Raw genomic sequence first — 13,912 nt, forward strand, 5'->3', positions numbered from 1 at the left:
CTTGCGCAAGTCTGCCTTACCCGTGAAACTCGAGATCCCGCGCCCTAGTCCCGCGACACGCGCGGCGTCGAGGGCGTGGCGTTGGCCGGCGTGTGGAAGTCCAGCCGCGCGCGGTTCTCTTCGCGCACGCCGGATTGGTCACCGAACTCGACATAGTTTTGCGCGTCCTGTTTCCATTGCGGCCATGGCGTCGCCGGCGTGGCGGGATTACCGGTGCGCGCGAACGCGACCAGCGCATCCATCATGCGGTCGGACAGCGCGCGGTCGAACTCGGTCCAGACCCGCGTTGTGCGGAACTTGTTGAAGGCGTCCTGGGTGCCGAACCAGTAGGGCACATCGGATGTGTGATAAGCGCCAATCTTCTGCGGACTGTCGAAGAACGCGACACCGGGCGCGAACGGATGCACGCGCGAGAACATGTACATGTAGAACGGCGCCTTGCCGGTCTTGGCTTGCGCGACGGCCCAGTTGCGCGTGCCGATCTCGACCAGCCCTTCGCGCGCGGCGAGCACGCCCATGGCTTTGGCCTCGCCGTCGGTCCTGGCGGGATAGAGCGAGAGGAAGCGATCGGCCTGCTCGCCATAGAGTTTTCGCGCAGCCGCGACATAGGCGTCGCGCGTCCCTGCCGTGCGCAAATCATTCGAGCTTTCGTCACTGGTAAAGCCAGCCACGGTGGCGACGTCGTTCTGCTTCCCGGCAGCAAAGATGTTCGGCACGGTATCCGGCAGCACGTAACCGTCGATATCGGGCGTGACCGCGATGGTCCCGGCGCAGCCGAGCTGGCAGTCCTTCTGGATCGCCAGAATCTTGTCGGCCTGGATCAGCCGCATCTCGGCGAGCGAGGCCGCGCCGAGCGCCGACTGCACGTCGAGCCCGATCTTCTCGGCCGCCGGCAACGCCGGGAACTTGAAGCGGTTGTCGAACAGGCTGAGACTCATCGCAAAGCCGCGATTGAAAAGGCCCTTCGCCAGCGGGCTCGCCTCGAGCGCCGACACCGACATGGCGCCGGCCGATTGCCCGGTGATGGTGACGTTGTCGGGATCGCCGCCGAATTGCGCGACGTTGCGTTTGACCCATTGCAGGGCCGCGACCTGGTCCATCAGGCCGTAATTGCCGGAAGCGTGGTTCGGGGATTCCGCGCTCAGCTCGGGATGGGCGAGATTGCCCAGGATGCCGACGCGATAGTTGAAGCTGACGAAGATCGTGCCCTTCTTCGCAACATTCTCGCCGTCATACATCGCCATGCCGCTGGAGCCGAGCGTGAAGCCGCCGCCATAAATCCAGACCACGACCGGCAGCTTCGCTCCCGCCTTGGCGTCGGCGCTCGCCCAGATGTTCAGATACAGGCAGTCCTCGCTGATCGCCTCCTCGCCGAAATAATGATTGAGGTTGTGCCGGCGCAACACCTGGATGCATTCCGGCGCCAGCCGGTCGGCGTGATAGACGCCTTTCCACGGCTCGACATTTTGCGGCGCGCGCCAGCGCAGATCACCAACCGGCGGCGCGGCAAAGGGAAGGCCGAAATAGGCTTTCACGCCCGACGATAAAACCTTGCCGGAAACGGCGCCGGAATCGATGCTGACGGGATCTCCGGGAACGGGCGTCGCGACGATCTGCGCCGCGGCGGGCGAATGCGTCAGCAGCGCGACTACAACAAGGAGCGAGACGATCGAACCGCGTGCGCCGTTGGTGTTCAGGATGCTCATCCGGCCTCCCTCATCTTGTTCTTGTCGTTGCTGCTCAGGCTGAGTTCCGCCCACAGGCGGAAGCGCGGCCCCTGATTCAGAGGAATAACATGAAACGGCTGACCGAAAATTGCGAGCGGCTCCTCGCCCGTTTCGAACCGCGGCCAGACTTCCGCAGCATCCGGTCTGCCGGTCGTCACGAAACGCAACAGCGTTGATTGGAACCGTGCCGCGACGTCGATGTCGGCCGGCGTCATCGGCCCGCCCTTGCGTTTCAGGATCGGACGATCGATGAACGCGAGCAGATGCGCCCAGAGGCAGGCATTGTCGGCGCCGTGAGTTGGTCCCTGCGACTGAAACGGCTGCAGCGCGGGGCGATGATCGAACCGGCTCAGCCACACTGCGCCGCCGGCGGCTGCATGATGCCGCGCGAGATCGGCCATCGGGCGGTGCCAGAACGCATCCGACAGCAGCGCTTCGTACGGGTCCTCGTCGGGCCGCGCCGTCGCGCGATAACAATCCAGCAGCCGTTCCCAGCCGGCATCGCCGAATGCGGCGCGCACGTTGCGCTCGGTGGTGCGGATCATCGCGGCCGGCGGAGTGCTCTTCAAGAACATCACCATCTCGTCGCGGCAGGAGCCGAGCCAGAGCGGAATGTCGCGCAAGCTGCCATCGGCAATGACATCGCGTGGCTCGCGCGGGATCACGGCGCCATCGAGCACCGGGCCGAACACGCTGCCTGAGGCGGTCTCGTCGGCGAGCCTGCGGCCGACTTTCTCGACCGCCGCGAACAGCTGCGGCAACGGCATGGACGCGATCGCGGCGCTGTCGTGCTCAAGCCCGAGCTCGGCCAGCACACGGCGCGCGACGTCATCGGCATGATCGGCGCTCATGATGTTTCGTCCGGGCGCACTCAGCGCGAGGGCGCGGATGAACTTGCCGCGGGCCTGCTTCAGGGTTGCCAGCGCAATCAGCATGGAGGCGCCGGCTGATTGGCCCGACAGCGTCACCGCGCCCGGATCGCCGCCGAAATTCGCGATGTTGGCGTGCACCCAGTCGAGCGCAGCGAGCGCATCCGAGATGGCGAGGTTGTTGGCCTGGTCCAGCCCGTGGCGATGCAGTTGCAGGAAGCCGAGCGGGCCGAGCCGGTAGTTGATGGTGACGATCACGGCTGGGCCATGCGTGGCGAGGAAGCCGCCGTCATAATCGGCGCCGCCGCCAGTGACGAAAGCGCCGCCATGGATGAAGAACAGCACCGGCAGCGGGCAATCGACCCCCGCCGGCGTCCAGATGTTCAGGCTAAGGCAGGACTCCTCGAGCGCATGATCGAGATGCCCTGGCTGCGGCGCAAAAGCGCCGTAGTCCGTGCAGTGGCGCGGCTCCGTCCATGCGGGCGGCGGTGTTGCTTTGGCAAACCGCCGGGCGGTCGCGAACGGAATGCCCTTGAAGGCGCGGACCGCCCCCTGCTCGACGCCGAGAATCGGCCCGTTTGTGGTCGGAACTGCGTTGGTCAGCATGCGAACGGTCCTGTGTTTCGCTCAAGCGCGCCGCTTGCCGAGATCGCCGATGTCGACCTTGTGAGTTTCGCGCGCGGTTGCCGCGGCCGCGGCCGAGATGACGCAGCAGCAGGCCACGAAGATCGCAACCGGGATCCAGCCATTGGGGCCCTCGCGGACCAGGCTCGCGCTCACCAGCGGCGTGAAGCCGGCGGCGAGGAAGCCAAGCTGGGTGCCGATCGCGGTGCCGGAATAGCGCACCCGCGCCTCGAACATCTCGGCATAGAACGACGGCCAGATCGCGTTCGGCGCGGCATAGACGACGCCGGACAGGATCATCGCCGCGGCAAAGATCGCGATGGTGTTGCCCGAGGTGATCAGCATGAAGTACGGGAACAGCAGCACGGCGCAGCCGAGCACGCCGCCGATGAACACCGGCTTGCGGCCGATCTTGTCGGCGAGCAGCGCCCACAAGGGCTGGGTGATCAGCGCCGTGACGTTACCGAGCACGCCGGCCCACAGCATGGTCGGACGCGCGACCCCAAACTTGCTGGTGGCGTAACCGAGCGCAAACACGGCGGTCATGGTGCTGACGGTTGCGATCAGCGCGCAGGTGATCACGCGCAGCACATCCGGCCAGTAGTTGCGCAGCAGCATCACGACGGGGAAGCGCGCGACTTGCGCCTTGTCCTTGATGTCTTCGAACACCGGCGTTTCCGGCATCGTCCGCCGCACCAGATAGGCGACCAGCAGCACCAGAGCAGAGAGCAGGAACGGAATGCGCCAGCCCCAGCTCAGCAATTGATCTTCCGGCATGCTGGCGATGGGAATGAACACCAGCGTCGCCAGGATCGCGCCGGCCTGCGTGCCGCTCAAGGTCCAGCTCGTGAAGAAGGCGCGGTTGGAGTTGGCGGAATGCTCCAGCGTCAGCGAGTTCGCCCCGCTCTGCTCGCCGGCGGCCGAGAGGCCCTGCAACAGGCGCAGCAGGGTCAGGACGACAGGCGCGGCGTTGCCGATCGTCTTGGCATCCGGCAGCAGCCCGATCGCAAGCGTGGAGCAACCCATCACCACCAGCGTGAACAGGAGCACTGTCTTGCGGCCGATGCGGTCGCCGAAATGGCCGAGGATGACGGCGCCGACGGGACGCGCGATGTAGCCGATGCCGAAGGAGAGCAGCGCGAGCAGCGTCCCGGTCGACGGATCGACATTGGCAAAGAACACTTTTGGAAAGATCAGCGCGGCCGCGGTGCCGTAGATGAAGAAGTCGTAGTATTCAAGCATGCTGCCGACGAAGCTGACGAGCGCCGCGCGCTTCGGCAGCATGCCAGGTGTAGCTTCCGCAGTGGACGGCGCGTGCAGCGATGCGATTGAGGTCGAGCTCATGACATTCCTCCCCGTGTGCAATGTCGGCGGCGGCTCGCTGCTGGTCGTCCGGCCGTGCGCGAGTTTTTTGCTTTTGGTTGCCGCAACCTTGGTTTCCATCCATAATGTACGAACTAGTACGTTTATGCAAGCCGCGCTTGGAGGACGTCGGATTGAACGAAATTTGCCTTCACCTTCAGGGTGATCCATAGAAACCGGCGGGAGAAATTGTGATGCTCAAGCGCATGCCGCCCCGATCGAAGCGCACCAACGACCCCGAGCGCACCCGGCGCGACATCCTCGAAGTGGCGATGGCCGAATTCGCCTCGGAAGGCTATTCCGGCGCCCGCGTCGACGCGATCGCGGCACGGACGCGCACTTCGAAGCGGATGATCTATTATTATTTCGGCGGCAAGGAGCAGCTCTATCTTGCGGTGCTGGAGGAGGCCTATCGCAGCATCCGCGCGCTCGAGGAGCAGCTCGACATCGCCAGCTGCGACGCGCGCGAGGGCCTGCGCCGGCTGATCGAGGCGACCTTCGACCATGACGAGCGCAATCCCAACTTCATCCGCCTCGTCAGCATCGAGAATATCCACCACGGCAAGCACCTGAAGCAGAATTTGCAGCTGCGCCAGCTCAACGCCAGCGTCATCGCGACGCTCGACGGCATCCTCAAACGCGGCCGCAGCGAAGGCGCCTTCCGCGACGACGTCGACGCCATCGATCTGCATCTGGCCATCTCCTCCTACTGCTTCTTCCGTGTCGCCAACCGCCACACCTTCGGCGCCCTGTTCGACCGCGATCTCAGCGAGCCCAGGGTGCTGGCGAGAAGCAGGACGCAGATCGTGGAGATGATCTTGGCGTGGCTGACGAAGGTGTGAGGAAGCGGTGCGCACCAAACACTCGCTGTCGTCCTGGCGAAAGCCAGGACCCATACCGCGAGGTGTATCCCGCGGAAATCGATCCTAGTACCGAACGATGATTCTTCGCCAAATTCCTCCCTGTGGTTATGGGTCCCGGCCTTCGCCGGGACGACAGCGGGGAGACATTTGCGCGCAACTACCTCAACATCGTCATTGCGAGCTTGCGCTACGCCGCCGGCCCGATTGCGGCATCAGCGAGTGCCTTCAAGGTCGCGAAATGGAAGTCCGGCTTGGTCAGCGTCTCGACGGCCGGCGTACCGCCGAAGCCGGCCATGCCCTGGCGCCGTTCGATCCAGCACACCTTGTAGCCGAGCTTGCGCGCGATCCCGATGTCGTGGTGCTGGCTCTGCGCGACATGCAGGATGTCGGACTGCTTGTAGCCGAACGCCGACTGGCGGCCCTTGTTGTAGGCGAAGAACTCCGGGTTTGGTTTTGCAACGCCGGTCTCGTCGGCGCACACCGTGTCGTCAAAGGGATCGCCGAGCGCGTGCGCATAGCAGGACAACGCGACACGATCGGCATTGGTCATCGCGACCAGACGGAATTTCGAGCGCAGGCGCTTCAGGGCCTCGATCGAATCCGGGAAGGGACCCCAGCGCAACACCGAAAGCTGGAACACGTCGCATGACGCGTCGTCCGCAGGCAGCCCGAGCTCCTTGGCGAGATGACGGTAGACGTGGAACATCACCTCGCTCGAACGCTCATGGTGCTTGTCGCGGCCGCGCTTGTAGGCTTCGAAAATCTTGTCGTCGCCGAGCTCGGCCGGTGACCGCCCGGAAATCTTCCGCACCGCGGCGAGCACACCGCTCTCGAAATCGATCAAGGTGCCGACGACGTCAAAGGTGAGAACCTTGAAATTGCTGAACGAGGCTGGGGAGGACATTTTGGTTTCTTCTCTCGGTTGGAAAGGCTGCACGTTAGTCGCCCGCCCTTGGATCCCTTGAGCTGGCATGCCTCACTGCACGCCATAAGCTTGCTTAATAGACAGCGTTTTGGCGCACTCACACTTCGCCGCGTGCACTGCAGCCAGCCTTCTGCCAAAGACCCTGTGTTTAAGCTTTCGAGCGGATGACACCAGACTTGGCAAAACTCGGCAATTGCCAAATTCTCACCCGGCTCATAACATGGCGTTATGCCCGAGCTTCGCCGAATGCTGCCCTCCAGCAATGCCCTGTTCGTCTTCGACGCGGCGGCGCGCAACGGCAGCTTCACGGCAGCGGCGGCCGAATTGAACGTCACGCAGCCCGCGGTGAGTCGGATGCTCGGACAGCTCGAGGAGCATCTCGGCGTGCGCCTGTTCGACCGCGCCGCAGGCCGCGCGGTGCTGACCGAGGACGGCGAGTTCCTGTATCGCCGCGTGCTCGACGGCTTCCGCAGCATCGAGAGCGGGCTCCTCGAGATCGAGCGGCGCCGAAAGGGCACCGAGACGGTGACACTATCGGTCTCCTCCGCCTTCACCACGCATTGGCTGATGCCGCGTATCGACAAGCTGCAGCGGCAGTTTCCGCAAGTCGATTTGCGTTTCCAACTGATCTCCGGCGCGCTGCGCGGACCGGTCGAGAATGTCGATCTCGGCATGCGCTTCCGCGACCGCGAAGAGCCGTCGTCCGGCGGCACGCTGGTCATGAAGGAAGTCATGCTGCCAATGTGCAGCCCTGCCTATCTCGGCGAGACCGATTCAGCCGAGGGCAACACTATCATTCGTCTCGCCGAGGCGCCTGGCGATTGGGCCGCGGACTACGGATCGCTTCTCACGGGGCGCCGCGGTGCGGCCAAGGCGCTGAGCTTCACAGATTACGCCGTCGTTATGCAGGCCGCCCTACTCGGCCAGGGCATCGCGCTCGGCTGGCTGACGGTGGCATCGCACTGGCTGCTGACCGGCGCGCTGGTGCCGGCGTCCGAGACGCTCACAACCACGCAGCGCATCTGCGAATTCCTGCCGCCGCGCAACCGGCCGATGCGGCCGATCGCCGCCGAGATCCGCGACTGGATCCTCGCGCAGATGCGAAGCGAGATCGCGGCGATCGACCGGCTCTATCCGAAACTCGGCGCGATGGCCGCGTGCTATTGATGCCCGATCGCGCGGATGGCGCCGCGCAGCTCGGCGAGACCGCGCAGGCGGCCGATCGCGGTGTAGCCGGGATTGATGCGCTTGGTCGCGGCAAGATCGTCGAGCATGCGGTGGCCGTGATCGGGCCGGAAGACGATCTGCCGGTCGGGCGCGCGCCGCGCGTTCTCTTTCAGCAGCGCCCCCAGCACGGCGATCATGTCGACGTCGCCATCGAGATGATCGGACTCGTAGAAGGACAGGCCATCCACCTCGCGCTTGGTGGCGCGCAGATGCGCAAACGCGATGCGCGGGCCGAAGCGTTCGGCCATCTCAGGCAGATTGTTGCTGGCGCGGACTCCGAGCGAGCCTGTGCACAGGCAGATGCCGTTGGCTTTTGACGGCACGGCGTCGAACAGCGCCTGATAGTCGTCGGCGCTGGAGGCGACACGCGGCAGGCCAAACAGCGACCGCGGCGGATCGTCCGGATGCAGCGTCAAGAACACGCCAAGCTGCTCGGCGACCGGCGCGACACGGCCGAGGAATTCGGCGAGATGCTTCCGCAGGATCGTTGGCGTGATGTCGCGATACTGCTCCAGCCGGTTCCGGAATTGAGGAATGGTCATCGGTTCGGTGGTCGATCCCGGCAGCGCGCTGGCGATGGCCATGACGAGGTAGTCGATATCGGCCTCGCTCATCTGATCGAACAGCTTTTTGGCACGCGCCTGCTGTTCGGTCGAATATTCCTGCATTGCGGCCGGGCGCTTCAGGATGTGCAATTCGAAGGCGGCGAAGCGGTCCTGGTCGAAGCGCATGGCGCGAGCGCCGTTCGGCAATTCCCATTCGAGATCGGTGCGGCACCAGTCGACCACCGGCATGAAATTGTAGCAGATGATCTTGATGCCGGAAGCGGCCACCGCCTCCAAGCTTGCGATCCAGGCGTCGATCGACTGCGTCGCTTTACGCCCCAATCGCTTGACGTCGTCGGGGATCGGAATCGATTCCACCACCGACCAGGTCAGCCGCGAGCGGCCGGGGGGACCGTTCTCGATGAAGTTCTTGCGTTCTTCAACGGCCTTGCGTGTCCAGGCTTCGCCGATCGGCACCTGATGCAGCGCCGAGACGATATCCGTTGCGCCGGCCTGCCTGACGTCATCCAAGGACACCGGATCATCCGGCCCATACCAGCGCCATCCCTCTAGCATAATGCGCGTTCTCCTGGAGCGTTCTCGAGCGAAGTGGATACCGGTTCGCGTAAAGAAAACGGGTCAAAACAAAAATCGCGAGTCCCGTTCCGATTCATCGGAACGGACTCGAGGATCAGTTCGCCGTCAGGACGACCTTGACGCTCTGGGAGCGGTCGAGCGCCAGCCGCAGGGCATCGGGCGCTGTCGACAACGGCCGCTCGGCGGTCACCAGCGACAATACGTCGACGCTCCCGGCTGAGATCAGCTCCACTGCGGTCATGAATTCGAGCCCGAAGCGGAACGAGCCGCGCAGGTCGATCTCCTTGGCCATGACCGCATTGGCGGGCACCGGAATCTGGCCGCCCGGCAGGTTACCGATCTGCACGACAATGCCGCCACGCCTGACAATACCGATGGCGCTGGCGAGGCCCGCGGCGGTGCCCGAGACTTCCCACGCGACGTCATACGGACGCGTAGCGGCCTGCGCCTTCAGCCCTTCTTCGCCATTCGCAACGTTCTCGACATGAGAGGCGCCCAGTCGGGTTGCGAAGGCGAGCGGCGCCGGCGCGATGTCGGCCACCGTGATGTCGGTCATGCCGGCGCGGCGCGCGGCGAGCATGGTCAGAAGCCCGATCGGCCCGGCGCCGAAGATGATACCGCGCTTGCCTTCGATCTTGCCGGCCCGCGCGACGGCGTGCAGGCAGACCGCGAGCGGTTCAGCGAGCGCCGCGGCCTGGTATGAGACGTGCTCCGGAATCTTCACGCATTGCGCGGGGATCGCGTCGAAATAATTGGCAAAGCCACCCTGCATGTGCGGCGTCTTCGAAGCCGAGCCCATGAAATAGATATTTTCACACAGGTTTTGCCGGCCCTCGCGGCAGGCCACGCAATGGCCGCACCAGCGCGACGGATTCACCGCAACGCGGTCACCGACCTTCAAATTGGCGGCGGAGCCTGCGATCTCCACGACCTCACCCGAGATCTCGTGCCCCAACACCAGTGGCGATTTCACCACGAAATCGCCGGTGCGGGCATGGCGAAAATAGTGCATGTCCGAGCCGCAGATGCCACCGGCACCGAAGCGGATGCGCACCATGCCGGGTGCCAGCTTGTCCAGCGGATGCTCGACCATGCGCAGATCTTCGGGGCCGAACAGGGTTGCGGCGAGAGTTGTGGAGGTCATTTGGAAAGTCCCATGTGTTTTGGCAGCCAGAGGGTCAATTCGGGAATGTAGGTGATCGCGAGCAGCGCGAGCATCAGAGGCACCAGCCAGGGCAGGATTGCGATCGTCGTGCGCTCGACCGAGAGCTTTGCCACCCGGGCGAGCACGAACAGCACCATGCCAAGCGGCGGATGCAACAGGCCGATCATCAGGTTCAGCGTCATGATCAGGCCGAAATGGATCGGATCAATTCCGAGATTGAGCACGATCGGCAGCAGGATCGGCACCAGGATCGTGATCGCCGCCGTGGTGTCGATGAAGCAGCCGACGAACAGGATCAGGATGTTGGCGAGCGCCAGGAACACCCATTTGTTATGGGTGATGCTGAGCATCCAATCCGAAAGCAACTGCGCCGCCTGCGATACCGTGAGCAGCCAGGCGAAGATCGAGGCGGCGGTGACGATGAACAGCACCGAGGCCGTGGTCTCAATGGTGTCGAAGGTCGCTTTCGCCACCGTCTTCAGCGTCATGGTGCGATAGCGCACAAGGCCCAGGAACAGCGACCAGATCACGGCGGCGACCGCGGCCTCCGTCGGCGTGAACCAGCCGAGAGTCATGCCGCCGATGAGGATCACCGGCGCCATCAGCGCCATCACCGCGGAAAAATCGAAGTACCAGTCGATCGCGAGCAGCGCGCAGAGACCGATGGCAACCGCCATGTTGGTCGACATGCCGGCCAGCGTCATCAGCCAGATCGCGAGCGGGAAAGCGAGCACGACGACGATCTCGAGGCCGGCAGTGCCGAGCTGTGGCCACGAGAACGGCGTGTCGCTGCCCCATTTGTTCCTGTGCGCGAAGTAGGTGACGGTGGCCATCATCAGCAGGGTCAGAACGACGCCCGGAACAACGCCGCCGAGGAACAGCGCGCCGATCGAGACGTTCGCCATCATGCCGTAGATCACGAAAGGCAGCGACGGCGGGACGATCGGGCCAAGGGTCGCGGAAGCCGCAGTGACGCCAACCGAGAACTCGGTGGTGTAGCCGTGGTCCCTCATCGCCTTGATCTCGATGGTGCCCAGACCGGCGGCATCCGCGATCGCGGTACCGGACATGCCAGAGAAGATCACCGAGCCGATGATGTTGACGTGGCCGAGGCCACCGCGCATCCAGCCAACCAGCGCGACCGCGAATTTGTAGATACGGCCCGTCACACCGGCGATGTTCATGAGATTGCCGGCGAGGATGAAGAACGGCACGGCGAGCAGCGGAAAGCTCTCGACACCGGCGATCATCCGCTGCGCCAGCGTCACGTCGGGCGTCACGCCGCTGACCAGGATGTAGAGCAGCGACGAGGACGCCATGGCAATCGCCACGGGAACCCCGAGCAGCATCAGGACGAGAAAGCCTCCAAGCAACAACAGCATGACCTTACCCTTCAAAACCGTCGTAGGCGCCGGGACATTCGAGGATCGAATAACCCTGCCGCAGATGTTGCAACGCCACCTGCACCGAGCGCACGAACATCAGCACGAAGCCGAGCAGCACGGCGTAATAGACGTAGTTCTTGGGAAAATTGATCGTGGTCATCGTCTCGTCGCCGATAATCTGGATGTAGACCCAGACCAGCTTGACGGCGTAGCCGAAGAAGGCGATCCGGATCAGGTCGATCATCGTGGACAACGTGCGCGCCACCAGATGCGGCAGGTAGCGGTAGATCAAGTCGACCTGGATGTGCCGCGACAGCCGGACACACATTGACGCGCCGATGAAGACCACGCCGATCAGGCAGTAGGTCGCGATCTCCTCGGTCCAGGCGTAGCTGTCGTTGAGGACATAGCGGGTGAAGAACTGGAGGAAGACGGCAAGCGCCATCACCCAGAATATCGCCAGCGCCACCCAATCCTCGAAAGCGTAAACGCCGAGATCGACCTTCGGCGTGGCCTCCTCCTCGAAGGTATGGGCGATCTCGTCCGCGGTGATCTGCCGGTGCAATTCGGCGGTGGACATGGGGTTGCTCCTCGAACTCATTTACGTCGTTCCGGGATGGCGCGTAGCACCAGACCCGGAACCTCGAGATTCCGGGTGCTCGCTTCGCGAGCCCCGGAATGACCTTCGGTCATTTCACCGCCTGAATCCGGTCCCAGTCGGCCTTGCGGTAGCCGAAGGTCTCGAACGCGACGTTCTTCAGCACGGTGTCGCGGAACTCGTTCTTGTCGACCTCGGTCACCGTCAGACCCTTGTCCTTGAAGAAGGCGACCAGCTTGGCCTCGTTCTGCTTGATCTCCTCGGTCGCCTTGGCGGCAGCTTCCTGCGCGACATCGGTGAAGATCTTCTTGTCCTCGTCGCTGAGCTTCTTCCACAGCGCGCCTGCCACCACCGTGTTGAGGTGGTCGACGATGTGGCCGGTCAGCACGATGTGCTTCTGCACCTCGTAGAACTTCTTGGCCTCGATCGTGGTCAGCGGATTCTCCTGCGCCTCGACCGTACCGTTCTGGAGCGCGAGATAGACTTCAGCGAATGCGATCGGCGCGGTATTGGCGCCGCAGGCGCGCGGCATGGCGAGATACGCCGGCACATCAGGCACGCGCATCTTGAGGCCCTTCAAATCGGCGCAGGTCTTGATCGGCTTGTTCGACGAGGTCTGGCGCACGCCGTAATAGGTCACTGCGATGATATGGTGGCCACTCTTGTCCTCGTAGCCCTTGGCGAGCTCCTTGAAAATGTCGCTCTTGGTGTAGGCGAGCAGATGATCGGCGTCGCGGAAGGTGTAGGGATAATAGGTCACGCCGATCGGCGGGAAGCTCTTTGCCGCAAAGCTCGAGCCGGAAATGATGATGTCGACCGAGCCCAGTGAGAGGCCCTGGTTGATGTCGGCTTCCTTGCCGAGCTGGGACGCGGGATAGACGTCGATCTGATAGCGCCCGTTGGTGCGCTTGCCGATCTCCTGCGCGGCCCAGACCGAGGCGGTGTGGAACGGCTCTGAGGTCTCATAGACATGCGCCCATTTCAGCTTGGTTTGCGCCATGCCGGCATTGGTCGCCCCCAACAGCGCGGCAGCGGACAGGGCCGCGGCAATCATCATCTTCTTCAACACTTGTTTTCCTCCATTTTCTAAGTCTGCTTCTTATTCGCCCGCCCCAAGCGTTGCGGGCCGCCCAATGTCATCGTCGCCGCGCGGCCCCGCTCTTGGCCTGTTTCTTCCGCGGTCCTTTTTGCCCTGATCGTTTTGCCGGGGACCGGGCTGGTCGCTTCCGCACTAAGGATGATGCTGCCGCGTTTTCGGCACCAAAGTTCTGCGCGAAGCGCTCCTGCGAATGTGCGAGATGATCGCGCATGGCGTCGCGGGCCGCCTTGGGTTGGCGCGCCGCAATTGCGTTCCGCACCGCACGATGCTCGTGGAGTGCGGTGCGCCACGTGCCGGGGTTTTCGAAGTAATGTGCAAGCTGTGCGAAATAAGGATTGAGGCGCTGGTCGAACAACTCGCCGACCACCCGCACCAGCACGGCATTGCCGAGACATCCGGCGATCGCAACATGGAACGCGCGATCATGGACCATCGAGGCTTCGCCGGGATGCTCGACATTTTCCATGGCGACGAGGGCGGCATCGATACGCGCAACGTCGTCCTTCGTCGCCACGCGCGCGGCCTGCTCGGCGATCGCGCCTTCGAGGAATTCGCGGGCGCGCAACAGCTCGAACGGGCCTTCGATGACGGCCGCTGCCGGCACCAGCGCAGCGCCCGCGGGTTCGATCACATAGATGCCGGAACCAACGCGGATGCGGACGCGTCCCTCGACTTCGAGCGCGATCAGGGCTTCGCGCACCGTCGGCCGCGAGACCTTGAGCTGGTCGGCGAGATCGCGCTCGGTCGGCAGACGGCTGCCGACCGCGTACTCGCCGCTGTCGATCAGCCCTCGCAATTGATCGGCGATTTGGCGATAGAGCCGTCTCGCCTCCACAGCTTCCAGCGGCACGGCTGGCCTCCCTGAATCGGCCGCGCCGGGTTACCCCGGGGGCCGCCAATTTTGGATAATTGGCCTTACCAATTGG

General features: G+C 63.9%; 12 protein-coding genes. 2 read left to right on the top strand and 10 right to left on the bottom strand.

Going from position 1 to position 13,912, the window contains the following annotated elements:
* Nucleotides 1-44: 44 nt before the first annotated feature.
* Genes AC0L2O_RS06890 through AC0L2O_RS06900 form a run of 3 tightly spaced genes read right to left on the bottom strand, consistent with a single transcriptional unit; the run spans nt 45 to nt 4,564 of the window.
* Nucleotides 45-1,706 (bottom strand): carboxylesterase/lipase family protein, encoded by a 1,662-nt coding sequence (locus AC0L2O_RS06890; protein ID WP_473369169.1) that lies wholly within the window; start codon nt 1,704-1,706, stop codon nt 45-47.
* Entirely contained in the window at nt 1,703-3,202 is a 1,500-nt protein-coding gene (locus tag AC0L2O_RS06895; protein WP_473369170.1) for a carboxylesterase family protein, read from the bottom strand. Before AC0L2O_RS06895 ends, AC0L2O_RS06890 begins: the two co-directional genes overlap by 4 nt.
* Before the next feature lie 21 nt (nt 3,203-3,223).
* Nucleotides 3,224-4,564, bottom strand: coding sequence for an MFS transporter (locus tag AC0L2O_RS06900; protein ID WP_473369171.1), 1,341 nt, complete (start codon nt 4,562-4,564; stop codon nt 3,224-3,226).
* 212 nt (nt 4,565-4,776) lie between these two features.
* Here AC0L2O_RS06900 and AC0L2O_RS06905 point away from each other — a divergent pair, with 212 nt between their 5' ends.
* Nucleotides 4,777-5,424 carry a TetR family transcriptional regulator gene (locus AC0L2O_RS06905; protein ID WP_473369172.1) on the top strand — a complete coding sequence of 216 codons (648 nt, stop codon included), beginning with the start codon at nt 4,777-4,779 and terminating at the stop codon, nt 5,422-5,424.
* Between the two features lie 208 nt (nt 5,425-5,632).
* Here the strand turns inward: AC0L2O_RS06905 and AC0L2O_RS06910 are convergent, their stop codons facing one another.
* Nucleotides 5,633-6,349 carry an HAD family hydrolase gene (locus AC0L2O_RS06910; protein ID WP_369721555.1) on the bottom strand — a complete coding sequence of 239 codons (717 nt, stop codon included), beginning with the start codon at nt 6,347-6,349 and terminating at the stop codon, nt 5,633-5,635.
* A 249-nt stretch (nt 6,350-6,598) separates the two neighbouring features.
* Here AC0L2O_RS06910 and AC0L2O_RS06915 point away from each other — a divergent pair, with 249 nt between their 5' ends.
* Entirely contained in the window at nt 6,599-7,537 is a 939-nt protein-coding gene (locus AC0L2O_RS06915; protein ID WP_473369173.1) for a LysR family transcriptional regulator, read from the top strand.
* Here the strand turns inward: AC0L2O_RS06915 and uxuA are convergent.
* The 6 genes from uxuA to AC0L2O_RS06945 form a co-directional block, all read right to left on the bottom strand.
* Nucleotides 7,531-8,718, bottom strand: a complete 1,188-nt coding sequence (uxuA, locus tag AC0L2O_RS06920; protein ID WP_473369174.1) for a mannonate dehydratase — start codon at nt 8,716-8,718, stop codon at nt 7,531-7,533. The genes AC0L2O_RS06915 and uxuA overlap by 7 nt on opposite strands.
* A gap of 115 nt (nt 8,719-8,833) precedes the next feature.
* Nucleotides 8,834-9,883, bottom strand: a complete 1,050-nt coding sequence (locus AC0L2O_RS06925; RefSeq protein WP_473369175.1) for an L-idonate 5-dehydrogenase — start codon at nt 9,881-9,883, stop codon at nt 8,834-8,836.
* Nucleotides 9,880-11,286 carry a TRAP transporter large permease gene (locus AC0L2O_RS06930; protein WP_473369176.1) on the bottom strand — a complete coding sequence of 469 codons (1,407 nt, stop codon included), beginning with the start codon at nt 11,284-11,286 and terminating at the stop codon, nt 9,880-9,882. The genes AC0L2O_RS06925 and AC0L2O_RS06930 overlap by 4 nt, the downstream gene beginning before the upstream one ends.
* Nucleotides 11,287-11,290: 4 nt before the next feature.
* The gene (locus tag AC0L2O_RS06935; protein ID WP_473369177.1) at nt 11,291-11,869 is read right to left on the bottom strand and encodes a TRAP transporter small permease; all 579 of its coding nucleotides are present in this window, start codon (nt 11,867-11,869) and stop codon (nt 11,291-11,293) included.
* A 109-nt stretch (nt 11,870-11,978) separates the two neighbouring features.
* On the bottom strand, nt 11,979-12,944 hold the full coding sequence (locus AC0L2O_RS06940; protein WP_473369265.1) for a sialic acid TRAP transporter substrate-binding protein SiaP: 966 nt from the start codon (nt 12,942-12,944) through the stop codon (nt 11,979-11,981).
* 79 nt (nt 12,945-13,023) lie between these two features.
* Nucleotides 13,024-13,836: a FadR/GntR family transcriptional regulator gene (locus AC0L2O_RS06945; RefSeq protein WP_473369178.1), complete on the bottom strand. Its 813-nt coding sequence runs from the start codon at nt 13,834-13,836 to the stop codon at nt 13,024-13,026.
* Nucleotides 13,837-13,912 lie beyond the last annotated feature (76 nt).

This window comes from Bradyrhizobium sp. Kon10 (assembly GCF_055807395.1).